We start from the raw sequence: 14,490 nt of genomic DNA on the forward strand, positions 1-14,490 counted from the left end.
CACCCCCTCGCCACGCGCAGCGCAGGTACGAGGACTAACTCGCGTTGATCTTACGTCGTGTTACCCGAAGTGCGCCTGGAGCGCAATCGACTCAACTTTCTTGCGTCGAGCACGCGCATGTGCCAGCTTGGATCGATGGGGGTACTGGGGAACCGGGACTTCCGGCGCCTCTGGCTCGCCGACCTCGTGAGCCAGCTCGGCAGCCGGATCGACGTCCTGGCGGTGCCGTTGCTCGCGATCACCGCGCTCGGCGCACCCGTCTTCGAGATCTCCCTGCTGCGGACCGCGCAAACGCTGCCCTACCTGGTGCTCGGCCTGCAGGTCGGCGTCTGGTGCGACCGGATCCGCCACCGCCCGGTCCTGATCGCCGCGGACGCCGGGCGGGCCGTGCTGATCGCCTCGGTCCCGGTCGCCGCGCTGTTCGGCGTGCTCGGCATGGCCCAGCTGCTCGTCGTGGTCCTCGCCGTGGGCCTGCTCGGCGTCTTCTTCGACGTCGCCCACCAGACCTACGTCCCGCGGCTGGTGGCGCCCGAGCAGCTGCCGGAAGCCAACGCCCGGCTCCAGACGAACCGGTCGATGGCGGCGGTCGCGGGCCCCGGCCTCGCCGGGGTGCTCGTCCAGGCGCTCGGCGTCGCGGCCGCGCTGGGCGCCGACGCCGTCAGCTACCTGTGGTCGGCGCTCTGGCTGCGCCGGATCGAGACGCCCGACCCGCGGCCCGCCCCGCGGGAGCGGCGGCTGCTGCGCGAGATCGGCGAGGGGCTGCGGCTGGTCCGCGGCGATCGCGTCCTGCTGGCGATCAGCGCGCACGGTGCCGTGTCGAGTTTCTTCCAGTCGGCCCACCTGGCGATCGTGATCGTCTTCCTCGCCCGCGACCTCGGGCTTTCGCCCTGGGTGATCGGGGCGCTCGGCACCGCGTCGCTGACCGGCGCTCTCACCGCCGGGCTCACCGCTCGGCGGCTCGGCGAACGGATCGGCCAGGCGCGAGCCTTGTGGGGTGCGGCCGTGCTGTTCGGCCTGGCGTACCAGCTCTACCCGTTCACCGGCCGCGGCTGGGCGCTCGCCTGCTACGTCCTCGCCGGCTTCTTCACCAGCTACAGCGTGATCGTGCTGAGTGTCTTCGGCGTGAGCTTCCAGCAAGCCGTCACGCCGCCGGAGCTGCTGGGCCGGGTCAACGCCATCTCGCAGACGCTCGTGTACGGCGTCGTGCCTCTCGGCAGCCTGCTCGGAGGCGCGCTGGCCGGCGCGGCCGGCATGCGGACGACGCTGCACATCGCGGCGGCCGGCGTGCTGGCCTCGGCGGCGATCATGGTGTGGTCGCCGCTGCGGAAGCTGCGTGACCTGACGCCCGCAGGCCGTCGATGACCACGCGGACCAGGTGTGCGCTTCCCGGCGCGTACCGCTCGACGGCGAGGCAGCCGACGATGAGCGCCCGCAGGTCGTCGCCGTCGATGTCCGGGCGGACGGCGCCGGTTGCCTGTGCGCGAACGAGCAGCTCGGCCAGCGCGGCGCGGAACTCCTCGCCCGCGCCGGCCTTGAAGGCGTGCCCGCCGGACTCGGCCAATGCGTCACAGATCGCCCGGTTGAGCGACGCCTGTTTGATGACGCGGACGAAGTAGTCGACGAAGACCTCGCCGGGGTTCCCGGCGGTGGCGAGCGCGCGGGCTTCCTCGGCGAACTGCTGGATCCGTTCGAGGACGACGGCCTGGAACAGGGCCTCTTTGCTGGGGAAGTGCCGGTAGACGGTCCCGGCGCCGACACCGGCGAGGCGCGCGATGTCGTCGAGCGGCACGGCCAGGCCGTCGAGGGCGAAGGCCTCTTCGGCGGCGGCCAGCACCTTGGCCCGGTTGCGCCGCGCGTCGGCGCGCATCTTCTCCATCACGTCTCCTCGTTGACAACCGGAACGTTCGCTCCGTATCGTCCTAAGCGGGCCCGCCGTTCCGATTCAACGTCCAGTCTTCCAGGAGAATTCCGATGCCGCCCACCGTGCCCGAAATCGCCGCTTCGAACCTCACCCGTGCGGTGTTCGACCGGTTCCTCGCCGCCTCGGTGGAGAACCGCTGGGACGACCTTGCCGACCTCTACGCCGAGGACGTCGTCCTCGAGATGCCCTTCACGCTCCCGGGCGCGCCGCGGGTGACGAAGGGCCGCGAAGAGCTGCGTCGCCGCTTCCGCGCCGCCGCGGCGTCGCGGCGGATCACCGAGGCCGGCAACGTCGTGGTCCACGAAACGGCTGATCCCTCGGTGCTCGTCGCGGAGTTCGACCTGCACCAGGAGATCCGCGGGACGGCCTTCACCGTGTCGTACGTCCTGGTCCTGACCATCCACAACGGACTGATCACCCATTCCCGCGACTACACCGACACCGCCGCGGCCGCCGAACGGCTCAAGGCGTGGTCGCCTGCTGGCTCGACGGCGGAATGAACAGCCGCTCGAACGTGCTCACCGTGTGCTCCCACACCCCCGGCACCAGCAGCACCCCGAGCAGCGCGAACACCGGGAAGATCAGCCGCTTCTCGACCTTCTTGCCGGTCCGGAAGCGCAGCACCTTCGGCGGCCGGATCTCGTACCACGTCTCGCCGGCGATCGGGACCGGGAACAGGAACGGGCAGCCGGCCTCGGTCAGCGCGTCACCCAGGCAGTGGGTCAGGCAGCCGGCCGCCACCGCGATCCCGAGCCAGCCCGAAATGGACGCCAGTTCACCCGCCCGATCGGGTGGCGCCGTGAAGAACCACCACGCCACCGCGGCTCCACTCACCGGGAGGAGCCAGTCGCCCAGTGCGCCTTCGGCCAGCATCAGCCCGAAGACCACCACGCCCACCACGGCCCACGGGCCGCCTTCGGTGGTGCCCCACGACGTCAGCAAGCCCAGGCCGGCCGCGAACAGGACGGTGTGGGACAGGTGGCGGTGCTTGCCGGTGACGTTCTCGTCCCGCGGGCCCTTCGTCAACGCGTAGAACCCCGCGGAGACGCGGCGCAGGACCCACGACAACGCGCCCGTCAGCCAGCCGAGGAGACGGGATGCGCTCGCGCCGGGGTGGTCGAGGTCGGGCAGCAGGGCGAACCCCGCGGTGGTCGCCGCGAAGACGACCGCCTGGTGCACCGAACCCGCCCCCACCGCGGGCGCCAGGGCCAAGCCCGCGCACCAGCCGGTCAGGGCATGCGTCCGCCCCATCATCGTGCCGCCCCCAAGTTCCACGCACGGAAATCAGTCCGCGGAACCGTAGCGGGCGGTCAGGCTTGGGGGTCCTCCGACACGCTCAGGTGTTCGGCCACGCCGGTGAGCTCGATCACGCGGCTCACCGCGGGGCTCGGGACGACCGCGAGTTCGACATCCTGCTCGCCTGCCTGGCGTTGTGCGCGGAGCACCACGTTCAGCGCGGAGGAATCGAAGAAGGTCACCCCGGTCAGATCGGCCACGACCCGCTGCGCGCGCTTGTCCGCGATCAGCCCCGCCAGGGCCTCCTGCAGCTGCGGACTGGTCAGCAGGTCGAGCTCGCCGGTGACCACCACCCGGGGTTCCGTCGCGTCGGTGTCCAGCGTGATGCCGAACCCGGGCGGGGTGGCGTTCTGGTCGGCTGCGGGCATGCAGTTTCTCCTCGTCAGGCGCTGCTCCTGCGCCGGGTACGCGCCTGTTGTTTCAAGCGGCAACCGTGTCACCGTGCCTTCCCAAGCTCGCGCCGGGCACGGTCAAGGCAACTCCGGGGCCAACCCTAACCCAGTGAGCGGCCGCGCCCGCCACGGCCGCCGCCCTTTCGCGTGTACTGCTCACCGACGATCAAATCCTGCCTGCTCAGCGCTCTGCTCCGTGCGCACTCAACGTCTTCCGCGCGGCCCTGCGCTGACGCAGGAAGAGCTGCCGCCGCTCGATCTCCCCGAGGCCACCCCAGATGCCGTACGGCTCCTGTACGGTCATCGCGTGCGTGCGGCACTGGGCCAGGACCGGGCAGGTCTGGCAGATGGCCTTCGCTCGCGACTCGCGCCGCTCCCGCGCCGAGCCCCGCTCGTTGTCCGTGTGGAAGAAAAGGGCGCTGTCCGCACCCCGGCACGAACCGAGCAGCTGCCATTCCCACTCTTCGGCAACCACATTCGGCAGCCGGCTCACGTCAGCCATGTCGTCCCCGCCTTTCCCAGGATCTCCCGTGTCGACCGCTACATGCCCGCCGGTGGAGCGGATCAAACCCGGGTTTGGTTTGCTCACACCACGGGCATCTCGCTGACCGGGCGTGGCAGACACCGCCGATCCCCGGCAGCGCGAGTGCGGAGAAAGGAACAAACGTGGAGGACAACGCCCCGCTCGTCCCGGAAGGCGCGCAGGTCATAGAGGTGCGGACGGCCGCGATCCCGCATGTCGTGCCCACGCTGCGAACCATCGTGGCCGACATCGCGATGCGCCAGGACTTCGACCTCGACGCGGTCGAAGATCTCCGGATGGCGGTGGACGAAGCCTGCTCGCTGCTGCTCCCCGCCAGCGCGGACGGCCGGCTGACCTGCGTCTTCTCCTGGAACGGGCCACGCATCGAGGTCTCCGTGTCGGTGCTGTCCGACAGCGCCGACCACGAGGACGACACCGGTCTGTCGTGGCAGCTGCTGACCGCCCTCGCGACGACGGCCGAGCGCACGATCACCCCGGAGAACGGCCGCTACGTGTCCCGGGTGGACCTCGTCCGGGAGAGCCAGGCGGCGGACTCGTGAGCGATCCCGCCGGGAGCAACGGGGGCGATCTCGACGTCGGCGCGCTGTTCACCCGGCTTGCCGCCTTGCCGGCGGACTCGCCGGAGCGCGAACGCATCCGCGACACCCTCGTGCGCGCGCACCTGGAGCTGGCGCGGAACCTGGCCCGGAAGTTCCGCAACCGCGACGAGGCGATGGAGGACCTGGTCCAGATCGCCACGGTCGGGCTCATCCACGCCGTCGACCGGTTCGACCCCACACACGGGACGGACTTCCTGGCGTTCGCCGTGCCCACCATCTCCGGGGAGCTGCGGCACCACTTCCGGGACAACAGCTGGTCGGTGCGGGTGCCGCGGCGGCTCAAGGAGCTGAACGCGAACATCTCCGCCGCGCGCGAAGAGCTCACCGTGCAGCTCTCGCGCGCACCGAAGCCGAGTGAGATCGCCGCGCGGCTCGGAGTGCCCATCGAGGACGTCTACGAAGGACTCCGCGCCGGTCAGGGCCGCTACGGGGCCTCGCTGGACCACCTGCTGGAAAACGCGGCGCACACGCGCTTCGGGGCGCCGGACGCCGAGCTGGGCCAAGCCGAGCTCCGCGAGGCGCTGCGCCCGATGCTGGACAGCCTGCCGGAGCGGGAGCGCAAGATCGTCGCGCTGCGGTTCGGCTCGGGGATGAGCCAGTCGGACATCGCCCGCCGGGTCGGGGTGTCCCAGATGCAGGTGTCGCGGCTGCTGGCCGCGACGCTGAAGAAACTGCGGTCCGGCTTGGACGAATCCGAGCTGGCCGACGGCACCTGATTAGCCGATCGGCCGCCTGGGTACTTGGCGGGCGGTACCGAACTCACTGGGAGGGGGACCGGATGACGACGTCGGAGATGCCGCAGCGTTCAGCTGTGACGGCCGCCCCGCTGAGGGTGCTCCTCCCGGCCGACGTCACGGCGCCGGCGCTGGCCCGGCACGAGGTCCGGTCGGCCCTCCTGCGCCTCGGTGTGTGCGAGCGGCGGCTCGAAGACATCCTGCTGGCCACGTCGGAGCTGGTCACCAACGCCCTCGAGCACGGTGAACGGCCCCAGCGACTCGAGCTGGAGTACGCCGCGGGCCGGCTGACGCTGCGGGTGCACGACACCGGCCGGATGCTGCCCGAGCTGCGGGCGCCGTCCCCGGCCGAGGCGCGCAGCCGCGGGCTCGTCCTGGTCCAGGCGCTGTCGCTGGAGTGGGGCTTCGAACGCTGCCCCGGCGGCAAGTACGTCTGGGCGGTGTTCCCGCTTCCGGACGTCTGATCAGCGCAGTTCGCGCGCGGCGACGGTCTCCCCGATCCGGTCCCGGAACGGCTTGCGCGCCAGGGCCTCCATGATCGCGTCCAGCAGCGCGCGCAGCGAATACGGCAGCTCGGCTTCGAGGGCCTCCGTCGCTTCGGTCGTCGCCGTCCACTCCGCCTCGATCAGCGGCAGCAGGTCGCGCGTCTTCTCGCTGAGGGACACGATGCGCTGCCGGGCGTCGGCGCCCGGTTCGAGGGCGACGAGTCCCGCCCGGTTCATCTGCGCGACGGTCTGGCTGGCCGCCGAGTGCGTCACGCCGATCTCCGCGGCCAGGTCGCGGATGGGCAGCGGGCCGCGCGCGAGCAGGGCTCGCACCACCGGGGAGTACCGCGGCCGGTAGTCGTCGAGGCCGATGTCGGCGAGGAAGCGCGCCACGTCGCCGTCGAGGATCTCGAGGACGTGCCGCAGCCGGGTCCCCAGGCCCTCCGGACCCCGCCGCTCCGGATCACCCGTGATGGCCATGACGGCGAATCATAGGCGCCGGTCGTGTGCTTGGATCGCGACATGGAGAACCGGAAGATCGCCCGCCTGGGCCGCGAGGTGTCCGTCGTCGGGCTCGGCTGCTGGCAGCTAGGGGCGGACTGGGGCGAGGTCGACGAAAACGACGCGCTGGCCGTGCTGCACGCGGCGGCCGACAACGGTGTCACCTTCTTCGACACCGCCGACGTCTACGGCGACGGCCGCAGCGAGCGGCTGGTCGGCCGGTTCCTCGCCGAGCGCGGCGACGTCTTCGTGGCGACCAAGATGGGCCGCCGCGTCGAGCAGGTGCCGGAGAACTACGTCGCCGCGAACTTCCGCGAGTGGAACGACCGGTCCCGCCGCAACCTCGGCGTGGACACGCTCGACCTGGTCCAGCTCCACTGCCCGCCGACACCGGTGTACTCCTCCGACGCGGTGTACGACGCGCTCGACGCGATGGTCGACGAAGGCCGCATCAAGGCGTACGGCGTGAGCGTCGAGACCTGCGAGGAAGCATTGACGGCGTTGGCGCGGCCTCATGTGGCTTCCGTCCAGATCATCCTCAACTGCCTGCGGCTCAAGCCGCTCGAGCGCGTGCTGCCCGCGGCCGCGGCGGCGGGTGCCGGGATCATCGCGCGGGTGCCGCTGGCGTCCGGCCTGCTGTCCGGGCGCTACACGGCGAGCACGACGTTCGCCGAGAACGACCACCGCAACTACAACCGCCACGGCGACGCGTTCGACGTCGGCGAGACGTTCTCGGGCGTGCCGTACGAGGTCGGCCTGGAAGCCGTCGACCGGCTGCGCGGGCTCGTGCCGGCGGGTCGGACGCTCGCGCAGTTCGCGTTGCGCTGGATCATCGACCAGCCGGGCGTAAGCACGGTGATCCCGGGCGCCCGCAACGCGGGACAGGCGGAGGCGAACACCGTGGCGGCCGCGCTGCCGCCGTTGTCCGCCGAGGCGACCGCCGGTGTCCGCGAAACCTACGACGAGCTCATCCGGCCGCTGGTGCACGACCGCTGGTAAGCCCGGCATGATGGGCCGATGATGACGCCCGAAGAGCTCCTGACCACCACCAGGACCGTCCGCAAGCGCCTCGACCTCGAGCGCCCGGTGCCCCTCGACCTGGTCAAGCACTGCGTCCAGGTCGCGCTCCAGGCGCCGAGCGGCTCGAACACCCAGCGGTGGCAGTGGCTGGTCGTCACCGACGCGGACCGGCGAGCCGCGCTCGGCGAGATCTACCGCCGGGCGTGCCAGGAGTACCTGGCGTCCCCCAACGCGGCGGGCAAGCTGTTCGCGGACGACCCGGAGCGAGCCCAGGTCCAGCAGCGGGTCGGCGACAGCGTCGCGTACCTGGCCGATCGGATGGGTGACGTCCCGGTGCTGGTGGTCCCCTGCCTGGAGACGGCGTCCTCGGAGCTGCCGCCCGGGAACCAGGCGGGGCTGTGGGCATCGCTGCTGCCCGCGGTGTGGAGCTACATGCTGGCGGCCCGCTCGGTGACGCTGGGCACGGCGTGGACGACGCTGCACCTGAAGTACGAGCAGGAGGCGGCGGAGGTGCTGGAGCTGCCCAAGAACGTCCACCAGGCCGCGCTGATCCCGACGGCCTTCTACACGGGCGACACGTTCAAGCCGGCGGCGCGGCAGCCGCTGGAGGAGGTCCTGCACCTCGACCGCTGGTGACCAGGTCTGCCGCAGCTCTCGTGAGTGTTTAGTAGGGTTAGAACCCTAATTACCACTCACGACGAGCTGCGGCAGACTGGCTCACCGCACGGTGAGGGTGAGCCGTTGGATGCCCCAGGCGTCGGCCTGGGACCCGGGCAGCCAGACGTCGACGATGTCGTCTTTGATCCAGCTGCCGATGTCGGCCGCGTAGCACTCGCCGTAGCCGGGCACGGAGAACCGGGTGCCCCACGGGACGAGCCGGGCGTCGACGGCGCAGAAGCCCGGCCCGGCCTGGTAGCCGAGCGCGGTCTGGGCGACGTCGTTGTACGCCGTGACGCGGTAGTTCAGCGTGGTGCCGGCCGGGATGCGGTAGGCCGCGAGCCGGTTCGCGCCGTCGAGGCGGTAGGCGGTGGAGATCTGCCCGAGCGAGCCCGGGGAGTTGTCCTCCGCCGTCATCGCGTAGAGCTGGTAGTTCGCGTTCTGGCAGGGGCTCGCGTCGGTGACCGTGAGCGTCGGCTGGCCCCAGTCGCTGATCCACTGCAGGGCTTGACCGTTGCGGAAAGCCCGGTAGGCCTTCGCGCCGGCGACCCGGGCGAAGGTGAAGGTGACCTTGCCGTCGGTGCCCAGTCCCCCGCTCACCGAGCCGGGTGCGGGCAGGCGGTTGCCGACGTTCGCCGCGCCGACGAGCGTGCCGGGCCCGTGGCCGCCGGTGACCGGGCGATCGGGGATCGGACCGGGGTAGAAGTGCTGGCAGGTGGGCAGGGTCGCGGCCGAGGCCGCGGGGGCGACGAGGAGGCTGCCGGCTAGGACGGTCAGCGCGAGGACGTGCGCGAGACGCATGGCGGGGAAACCTCCGTGGTGGGGACCGGGTGGAGGTGACGCGAGCGGGTTCACCGCTGATCAAGACCGTAAGTGGCCTGGACCACACAGTCAATAGGTCTAGACCTTTAACCGTCGAACGGCGCAGTCAGAGGTAGCTCACCAGGCGGTCGGCCAGCGGACCGGGGTGGCTGAGCGGTACGCAGTGCGGGCCGTCGATCTCGTCCGGCTCGATGCCGAGGCGCTCGCGCGCCACCCGCCGCTGGAAGCCCGGGACGAAGAACCGATCGTCACGGGCCAGCAGGACCCGGGTCGAGACGTCGGGGTGAGCCGGCAGCGGCCACGGCTCGTCCCACTCCTTGCTGACCTGCTCGCGTCCGTGTGCCTGGCACGCCTCGGCGAGCTCCGCCGGGACGCCGTTGAAGAACTGCTCGGTCTCCGTCAGGCCCTTCGGCGATTCGAAGGCCGTGTGGCCCCACCACTGCCCCGGCGGCTCCCCCGGCGCCGGGATCATCCCGGCCAGGTACACCAGCAGCCGCGCCCGGACCTTCGCCGCGACCAGCGGCGCGGTGAACCCGCCGTACGAATGGCCGACGACGGCGACGTCCGTGCGGTCGCCCAGCGCGGCCAGCACCGTCTCGGTGAACTCGGCCAGCCCGGCCGCGGAGTCGGTGATCGGCAGGTCGGGGGCGACCGCGTCGTGCCCGCGGGCCGCGAGCTCCGGGATGAGCAGGTGGAAGTCCCAGCCGCTGCCGCCGCCTCCGTGGATGAGCGCGAAAGTCGTCACGGCGGCCAGCTCAGCAGCGGCGCAGCATGTCGGTCAAGGCGGTTTTCTCGGCCTGCGTGATGGTGAGCCCGTAGAAGTGCTTGACGACGATCCAGTCGGTCGCGTAGGTGCACCAGAAGGCCACCAGCGGCGGCTTCCACTGGTCGGGCGCCTTGTCGCTCTTCTGCTGGTTGACGTTGTCGGTGACGGCGAACAGCTGCGGCCGGGTCAGGTCGTTGGCGAACTGCTCGCGCTTCTCGGTCGTCCACGACTTGGCGCCGCTCGCCCAGGCCTGCCCGAGCGGGACCATGTGGTCGATGTCGACGTCGGTGGCCTTGGTCCAGGTCTCTTCGTCGTAGACGCTGGTCCAGGTCCCGGACGTCGGCTTGCAGTCCTTGTCGGTCTTGACGTCCTTGCCGTCGCGCTTGAGGACGACTTCGCGCGTGTCGCAGCCGGACCCCTGGCTGTCCCAGTGCGGGAACTTCTCGCGCGAATAGCCGTCCATGGACGTCCGTGCGGCGATGGTCAGCTCGCCGAGCTGCTTCTGCGCGTCGGCCGCGCTGACCGGCACCGGTGCGCCCGATGTCGGCGGGGCGGCGCCCGCACCCCTCGTCGCCCAGTACCCGAAGAGCGCGACAGCCAGCACCGCGATTACCAGCAGGGTTCGCTGCGTCACGCTCAGCCGAAAGCTCCGGGCCGCCACGATTTCTCCTCTCACCTGCGCGCTCGCGCGGCGTAGTCTCACCTCTGCCGACGCGGGACAACCGCGCCGACACGACGACCTGGCGCGAATGTGACCTCGCCCACCCATGGCGGAGCTGTCACACGGAGCCGATCCTCTGCGACTACCGGAGCAGGACCCATCCGGAGGGAGCAGCCGATGCCCGGCCGGCTCAAGAAGTTCGACGAGTTCTTCCAACGCAAAGCCGCCGAGGGCGGCAACGTCGTCGCCATGGCCCGGATGGGCTCGGCGATGCGCGAGCGGGGAGAGCTGTCCGAGGCCGAGTCGTGGTACCGCAAGGCCGCGATGGGCGGCGACCGCGTCTCGATGACGGCGCTGGCCCACCTCCTCGCCGAACGCGGCGCGCGGGAGGAGGCCGAGCGCTGGTACCACGAGGCGGCGCTGGCCGGCGAGCCGCACGGGATGCAGCACCTGGCCAAGTCCTACGAGCGGCGCGGCAAGCGCGAAGACGCCCGCCACTGGTACGGCGAGGCGGCCCGGACCGGCGACCTGCCCTCGATGGCGGCGCTGGGCCGCCTGCTGCGTGAAGAGCGGAAGGGCGACGAGGCCGAGTCGTGGCTGCGCCAGGCCGCCGACGCGGGCTTCACCGGCGCGATGATCGACCTGGGCATCGTGCTGCGCGACCGCGGCCAGGCCGCCGAGGCGGCCCGCTGGTGGCGCTCCGCCGTGCAGGCCGGCGACCTCGCGGCCACCTGCCAGCTCGGCAGGCAGGCCGAACGGCTCGGCCGGCCGAGCGACGCGGAATCGTGGTACCGCCAGGGCGCACAGGGCGGTCACGTCGAGGCGATCACCCGCCTCGGACTGCTGCTGCACCGCCGCGGCGACGTCGAAGAGGCCGAGAACTGGTATCTGGAGGCGGCCGAGCACGGCGACCCGGCGTCGATGACCAACCTCGGCGTGCTGGCCCGCAACCGCGGCGACGAGGGCGAAGCCGCCGCCTGGTACCGCAAGGCCGCCGAGCACGGCAGCGTTCCGGCCCTCACCAACCTCGGCCACCTGGCCGAACACCGCGAGGACCTGGCGGCGGCCGAGCTGTGGTTCCGCCGCGCCGCCGAGGTCGGCGACGTCCAGGGGATGCTCAGCCTGGCGCGCATGCTGCGGGCGCGGGGTGCCGCCCATGAGGCCGATCTGTGGCTGGCGCGGGCGGAAACGGTGCAGGACGAGCGGGAGCATCAGCACTAACCGTTTTGCGGGGGTCCGGGTGGCGGAGCCCCCGGCTCGGAGCGAAGCTCCGCGCGTAACGGGTATTGTGTGATCCAACTCACAGATCTAGCCTGGACGGATGAGGCCACGAGTCCTGGTCGCGGGCATCGGCAACATCTTCCTGAGCGATGACGGCTTCGGCGTCGAAGTGCTCCGGGAACTGGACCGGGCCGGCCTGCCACCGTGGGTGCAGATCGCCGACTACGACATCTCGACGGTCCACCTGGCGTACGACCTGACGGGCGGCTACGACACGACGATCCTCCTGGACGCGACCCCGCACGGCGTCCGCCCGGGCACGCTGTCCCTGACGTCGGCGACCGACACCCACGACCTGCACGGCGACGCCGTCATCCGCCTGCTCCGCCTGCTGGGCGGCGACGCGGGCCGGGTCCTGGTCCTCAGCTGCGAACCGGCGTGCGTCGACGGCGGCATCGGGCTGTCGGCCGAGGTCCGGGCGGCCGTCCCGGCCGCGGTGCGGGTGGTCACCGAACTGGCGTGGGGTGCGAGCCCGGAGCTGCCGGTCAAGGAGAAAACGGAAGTCTGACCAGCTCCGGCAGGTCCGGCGGCTGCCGCAGCGCGTCGAGGACGACGTTCACGCCCGCCCGCAGCGGCGTCCCCCGCCGGACCACCGCCGCGATCGTCCGGGTCACCGGGGTCGACAGTTCCCTGGTCGCCACGCGGTAGCGGCGGTCCACCGCCAGGCCGGGCAGCAGCGCGATCGACAAGCCGGCCTCGACGTGCTGCAGCGTCATCAGGTAGTTGCTGAAGCGGCACACCACCCGCGGCTCGAAACCCGATTCGCGGCACAGGCGCAGCGTCAGGTTCGCCATGTACGACTGCGGCATGTCCAGCGCCCAGGGCGCGTCCGCGTAGGCCGACAGGACCGCGGGGCCGCGAGGCGCGTCCGGCGGCGTCACCAGCACGATCGGGTCGGTCGCCAGCGGGACGATGTCGAGGTCGGGGCCCAGCGGGAGCTCCACGAAGTCGGTGGTGGTGATGATGACGTCGGCGTCGCCGCCGCGCAGGGCCGGGATGCTCTCGTGCGGTTCCAGCTCCAGGAGCTGGACCTCGAGGTGCGGGTGCGCCAGCCGGGTCACCGCCGGGACGGCCAGGGTGTGGATCGCGCTCTGGAACGCCCCGAGCCGGACCAGGCCGACGGGCTCCTCGCCGAGGCTGCGCAGCTCCGCCTCGACCGTGTCCATGTGGTCGAGGATCACCCGCGCCCGGCGGGCCAGCATCAGCCCCGCCGGGGTGAGCCGGACCCGCCGGCCGGTGCGTTCCAGCAGCTGAGTGCGGGTTTCCGCTTCGAGAACGGCCAGCTGCTGCGACACGCTGGACGCGCTCAGGTTGGCGTCCTGCGCCACCGCGCGGACCGTGCCCAGGGTGTCGAGCCGGCTCAGCAGCCGCAGGCGCCACGGGTTCAGCATGCCGCCATTGTTGTTCGGCAAAACCGAACACGGAAGCCGGAAACGTGAGATGGACGTGTCGCTCGCCGCGGACTTACCGTCGATGCCATGGCTGACACCTTCTGGGGTGACGTCGACCGGCACCTCGTGCGTTACGGCGGCGCCTTCACCCGCGAAATCATCGACCACGCCGAAGGCAGTTTCCTCTTCACCGAGGACGGCCGCCGGATCCTCGACTTCACGTCCGGCCAGATGAGCGCGATCCTCGGGCACGGGCACCCGGAGATCGTCGAGACCGTCCGGCGGCAGGTGAGCAAGCTCGACCACCTGTTCAGCGGCATGCTGAGCCGCCCGGTCGTCGACCTCGCGCGGCGGCTGGCCGAGACGCTGCCGGCGCCGCTGGAGAAGGCGCTGCTGCTGACCACCGGTGCCGAGTCCAACGAGGCCGCGGTCCGGATGGCCAAGCTGGTCACGGGCAAGCACGAGATCGTCTCGTTCGCCCGCTCGTGGCACGGCATGACGCAGGCGGCGGCGAGCGCGACGTACAGCGCGGGCCGTCGCGGCTACGGGCCGGCCGCGCCCGGCAACTTCGCCATCCCGGCGCCGAACGCATACCGCCCCGACTTCACCGACTCTTCCGGTGAGCTGGATTGGCGCCGTCAGCTGGACTTCGGGTTCGAGATGATCGACGCGCAGTCGGTCGGCAGCCTGGCCGCGTGCCTGGTCGAACCGATCCTCAGTTCCGGCGGCATCATCGAGCCACCGCCCGGCTACTTCGCCGCGCTGGCCGGGAAGTGCCGCGAGCGCGGAATGCTGCTGATCCTCGACGAAGCCCAGACGGGGTTGTGCCGCACCGGGAACTGGTACGCGTTCGAGCGCGACGGCGTCGTCCCCGACATCCTGACGCTGTCGAAGACGCTCGGCGCCGGGCTGCCGCTGGCCGCGGTGCTGACCAGCGCCGCCATCGAGCAGGAGGCGCACGACCGCGGGTTCCTGTTCTTCACGACGCACGTGTCGGACCCGCTCCCGGCGGCGGTCGGCAACACGGTGCTGGACGTGCTGACCCGCGACCGTCTCGACGCGCGGGCGCTCTCGCTGGGCGCTTTGCTGCGCCGTGGTTTGGAGGAGATCGCGGCCCGCCACGAAGTCGTCGGCGACATCCGCGGCCGGGGGTTGCTGGCCGGGGTGGAGCTGGTGGTGGACCGGGAGACCAAACGGAGTTCGGACGAGCTGGGGGCGCGGGTCACGCAGCGGTGTCTCGAGCTGGGGCTGCACATGAACATCGTGCAGCTGCCGGGGATGGGCGGGGTGTTCCGGATCGCGCCGCCGCTCACCGCATCCGAGGAGGAGATTTCGCTGGGCCTGTCGATGCTGGACCAGGCCATCGGAGATGTCGTGAAGGTGTTGTGAGGGACCCTCCGGCGGGCGGTCTGCCGCGGCT

At 71.4% G+C, this 14,490-nt stretch carries 19 protein-coding genes; 10 read left to right on the forward strand and 9 right to left on the reverse strand.

Going from position 1 to position 14,490, the window contains the following annotated elements; translation table 11 throughout:
* The first annotated feature begins 135 nt into the window (after positions 1-135).
* Complete coding sequence (locus ACLJQF_RS06340) at positions 136-1,362, forward strand: MFS transporter (protein WP_410607248.1); 1,227 nt, start codon at positions 136-138, stop codon at positions 1,360-1,362.
* On the opposite strand, the gene ACLJQF_RS06345 is transcribed toward ACLJQF_RS06340, so the two are convergent.
* Positions 1,304-1,876 (reverse strand): TetR/AcrR family transcriptional regulator, encoded by a 573-nt coding sequence (locus ACLJQF_RS06345; protein ID WP_410607249.1) that lies wholly within the window; start codon positions 1,874-1,876, stop codon positions 1,304-1,306. The two genes, ACLJQF_RS06340 and ACLJQF_RS06345, sit on opposite strands and share 59 nt — an antisense overlap.
* 95 nt (positions 1,877-1,971) lie before the next feature.
* Here ACLJQF_RS06345 and ACLJQF_RS06350 point away from each other — a divergent pair, with 95 nt between their 5' ends.
* Positions 1,972-2,421, forward strand: a complete 450-nt coding sequence (locus ACLJQF_RS06350) for a nuclear transport factor 2 family protein (protein ID WP_410607250.1) — start codon at positions 1,972-1,974, stop codon at positions 2,419-2,421.
* On the opposite strand, the gene ACLJQF_RS06355 is transcribed toward ACLJQF_RS06350, so the two are convergent.
* The 3 genes from ACLJQF_RS06355 to ACLJQF_RS06365 form a co-directional block, all read right to left on the reverse strand.
* Entirely contained in the window at positions 2,384-3,172 is a 789-nt protein-coding gene (locus ACLJQF_RS06355) for a metal-dependent hydrolase (RefSeq protein ID WP_410607461.1), read from the reverse strand. The genes ACLJQF_RS06350 and ACLJQF_RS06355 overlap by 38 nt on opposite strands.
* 59 nt (positions 3,173-3,231) lie before the next feature.
* Positions 3,232-3,585: an STAS domain-containing protein gene (locus ACLJQF_RS06360; protein WP_003078104.1), complete on the reverse strand. Its 354-nt coding sequence runs from the start codon at positions 3,583-3,585 to the stop codon at positions 3,232-3,234.
* A 205-nt stretch (positions 3,586-3,790) separates the two neighbouring features.
* Positions 3,791-4,111: a WhiB family transcriptional regulator gene (locus ACLJQF_RS06365; RefSeq protein ID WP_410607251.1), complete on the reverse strand. Its 321-nt coding sequence runs from the start codon at positions 4,109-4,111 to the stop codon at positions 3,791-3,793.
* Positions 4,112-4,275: 164 nt separating this feature from the next.
* Here ACLJQF_RS06365 and ACLJQF_RS06370 point away from each other — a divergent pair, with 164 nt between their 5' ends.
* The 3 genes from ACLJQF_RS06370 to ACLJQF_RS06380 all read left to right on the forward strand — a co-directional run bounded on the left by ACLJQF_RS06370 (position 4,276) and on the right by ACLJQF_RS06380 (position 5,950).
* Entirely contained in the window at positions 4,276-4,692 is a 417-nt protein-coding gene (locus tag ACLJQF_RS06370) for an anti-sigma factor (RefSeq protein WP_410607252.1), read from the forward strand.
* Positions 4,689-5,468: a SigB/SigF/SigG family RNA polymerase sigma factor gene (locus ACLJQF_RS06375; RefSeq protein WP_410607253.1), complete on the forward strand. Its 780-nt coding sequence runs from the start codon at positions 4,689-4,691 to the stop codon at positions 5,466-5,468. The genes ACLJQF_RS06370 and ACLJQF_RS06375 overlap by 4 nt, the downstream gene beginning before the upstream one ends.
* Positions 5,469-5,530: 62 nt before the next feature.
* Positions 5,531-5,950, forward strand: coding sequence for an ATP-binding protein (locus tag ACLJQF_RS06380; protein WP_410607254.1), 420 nt, complete (start codon positions 5,531-5,533; stop codon positions 5,948-5,950).
* On the opposite strand, the gene ACLJQF_RS06385 is transcribed toward ACLJQF_RS06380, so the two are convergent.
* Positions 5,951-6,451, reverse strand: a complete 501-nt coding sequence (locus tag ACLJQF_RS06385; RefSeq protein WP_410607255.1) for a MarR family winged helix-turn-helix transcriptional regulator — start codon at positions 6,449-6,451, stop codon at positions 5,951-5,953.
* A 42-nt stretch (positions 6,452-6,493) separates the two neighbouring features.
* On the opposite strand from ACLJQF_RS06385, the gene ACLJQF_RS06390 reads away from it, so the two are divergent.
* Both ACLJQF_RS06390 and ACLJQF_RS06395 read left to right on the forward strand, forming a co-directional pair.
* Positions 6,494-7,471 carry an aldo/keto reductase gene (locus tag ACLJQF_RS06390; protein ID WP_410607256.1) on the forward strand — a complete coding sequence of 326 codons (978 nt, stop codon included), beginning with the start codon at positions 6,494-6,496 and terminating at the stop codon, positions 7,469-7,471.
* An 18-nt stretch (positions 7,472-7,489) separates the two neighbouring features.
* Positions 7,490-8,128, forward strand: a complete 639-nt coding sequence (locus tag ACLJQF_RS06395) for a nitroreductase family protein (RefSeq protein ID WP_410607257.1) — start codon at positions 7,490-7,492, stop codon at positions 8,126-8,128.
* 81 nt (positions 8,129-8,209) lie between these two features.
* On the opposite strand, the gene ACLJQF_RS06400 is transcribed toward ACLJQF_RS06395, so the two are convergent.
* From ACLJQF_RS06400 to ACLJQF_RS06410, 3 genes are all read right to left on the reverse strand, one after another.
* Positions 8,210-8,950 carry a 3D domain-containing protein gene (locus ACLJQF_RS06400; protein WP_410607258.1) on the reverse strand — a complete coding sequence of 247 codons (741 nt, stop codon included), beginning with the start codon at positions 8,948-8,950 and terminating at the stop codon, positions 8,210-8,212.
* Between the two features lie 127 nt (positions 8,951-9,077).
* Complete coding sequence (locus ACLJQF_RS06405; RefSeq protein WP_410607259.1) at positions 9,078-9,716, reverse strand: alpha/beta fold hydrolase; 639 nt, start codon at positions 9,714-9,716, stop codon at positions 9,078-9,080.
* Between the two features lie 10 nt (positions 9,717-9,726).
* Positions 9,727-10,398, reverse strand: a complete 672-nt coding sequence (locus ACLJQF_RS06410) for an HNH endonuclease family protein (RefSeq protein WP_410607260.1) — start codon at positions 10,396-10,398, stop codon at positions 9,727-9,729.
* 177 nt (positions 10,399-10,575) lie between these two features.
* On the opposite strand from ACLJQF_RS06410, the gene ACLJQF_RS06415 reads away from it, so the two are divergent.
* Complete coding sequence (locus ACLJQF_RS06415; protein ID WP_410607261.1) at positions 10,576-11,619, forward strand: tetratricopeptide repeat protein; 1,044 nt, start codon at positions 10,576-10,578, stop codon at positions 11,617-11,619.
* A gap of 100 nt (positions 11,620-11,719) precedes the next feature.
* On the forward strand, positions 11,720-12,187 hold the full coding sequence (locus ACLJQF_RS06420; RefSeq protein ID WP_410607262.1) for a hydrogenase maturation protease: 468 nt from the start codon (positions 11,720-11,722) through the stop codon (positions 12,185-12,187).
* On the opposite strand, the gene ACLJQF_RS06425 is transcribed toward ACLJQF_RS06420, so the two are convergent.
* Positions 12,165-13,070, reverse strand: coding sequence for a LysR family transcriptional regulator (locus ACLJQF_RS06425; protein WP_410607263.1), 906 nt, complete (start codon positions 13,068-13,070; stop codon positions 12,165-12,167). The two genes, ACLJQF_RS06420 and ACLJQF_RS06425, sit on opposite strands and share 23 nt — an antisense overlap.
* Before the next feature lie 87 nt (positions 13,071-13,157).
* Here ACLJQF_RS06425 and ACLJQF_RS06430 point away from each other — a divergent pair, with 87 nt between their 5' ends.
* Positions 13,158-14,459 carry an aspartate aminotransferase family protein gene (locus tag ACLJQF_RS06430; protein ID WP_410607264.1) on the forward strand — a complete coding sequence of 434 codons (1,302 nt, stop codon included), beginning with the start codon at positions 13,158-13,160 and terminating at the stop codon, positions 14,457-14,459.
* Positions 14,460-14,490 lie beyond the last annotated feature (31 nt).

This window comes from Amycolatopsis sp. lyj-109, assembly GCF_046548995.1.
GTDB lineage: Bacteria > Actinomycetota > Actinomycetes > Mycobacteriales > Pseudonocardiaceae > Amycolatopsis.

What these genes read in the sequence shown, in the direction of transcription:
- ACLJQF_RS06395 (WP_410607257.1), top strand. Translation starts at nt 7,490, where the DNA reads ATGATGACGCCCGAAGAGCTCCTGACCACCACCAGGACCGTCCGCAAG.
- ACLJQF_RS06340 (WP_410607248.1), top strand. Translation starts at nt 136, where the DNA reads ATGGGGGTACTGGGGAACCGGGACTTCCGGCGCCTCTGGCTCGCCGAC.
- ACLJQF_RS06430 (WP_410607264.1), top strand. Translation starts at nt 13,158, where the DNA reads ATGGCTGACACCTTCTGGGGTGACGTCGACCGGCACCTCGTGCGTTAC.
- ACLJQF_RS06415 (WP_410607261.1), top strand. Translation starts at nt 10,576, where the DNA reads ATGCCCGGCCGGCTCAAGAAGTTCGACGAGTTCTTCCAACGCAAAGCC.
- ACLJQF_RS06355 (WP_410607461.1), bottom strand. Translation starts at nt 3,172, where the DNA reads ATGGGGCGGACGCATGCCCTGACCGGCTGGTGCGCGGGCTTGGCCCTG.
- ACLJQF_RS06345 (WP_410607249.1), bottom strand. Translation starts at nt 1,876, where the DNA reads ATGGAGAAGATGCGCGCCGACGCGCGGCGCAACCGGGCCAAGGTGCTG.
- ACLJQF_RS06420 (WP_410607262.1), top strand. Translation starts at nt 11,720, where the DNA reads ATGAGGCCACGAGTCCTGGTCGCGGGCATCGGCAACATCTTCCTGAGC.
- ACLJQF_RS06350 (WP_410607250.1), top strand. Translation starts at nt 1,972, where the DNA reads ATGCCGCCCACCGTGCCCGAAATCGCCGCTTCGAACCTCACCCGTGCG.
- ACLJQF_RS06365 (WP_410607251.1), bottom strand. Translation starts at nt 4,111, where the DNA reads ATGGCTGACGTGAGCCGGCTGCCGAATGTGGTTGCCGAAGAGTGGGAA.
- ACLJQF_RS06385 (WP_410607255.1), bottom strand. Translation starts at nt 6,451, where the DNA reads ATGGCCATCACGGGTGATCCGGAGCGGCGGGGTCCGGAGGGCCTGGGG.
- ACLJQF_RS06425 (WP_410607263.1), bottom strand. Translation starts at nt 13,070, where the DNA reads ATGCTGAACCCGTGGCGCCTGCGGCTGCTGAGCCGGCTCGACACCCTG.
- ACLJQF_RS06390 (WP_410607256.1), top strand. Translation starts at nt 6,494, where the DNA reads ATGGAGAACCGGAAGATCGCCCGCCTGGGCCGCGAGGTGTCCGTCGTC.
- ACLJQF_RS06360 (WP_003078104.1), bottom strand. Translation starts at nt 3,585, where the DNA reads ATGCCCGCAGCCGACCAGAACGCCACCCCGCCCGGGTTCGGCATCACG.
- ACLJQF_RS06380 (WP_410607254.1), top strand. Translation starts at nt 5,531, where the DNA reads ATGACGACGTCGGAGATGCCGCAGCGTTCAGCTGTGACGGCCGCCCCG.
- ACLJQF_RS06400 (WP_410607258.1), bottom strand. Translation starts at nt 8,950, where the DNA reads ATGCGTCTCGCGCACGTCCTCGCGCTGACCGTCCTAGCCGGCAGCCTC.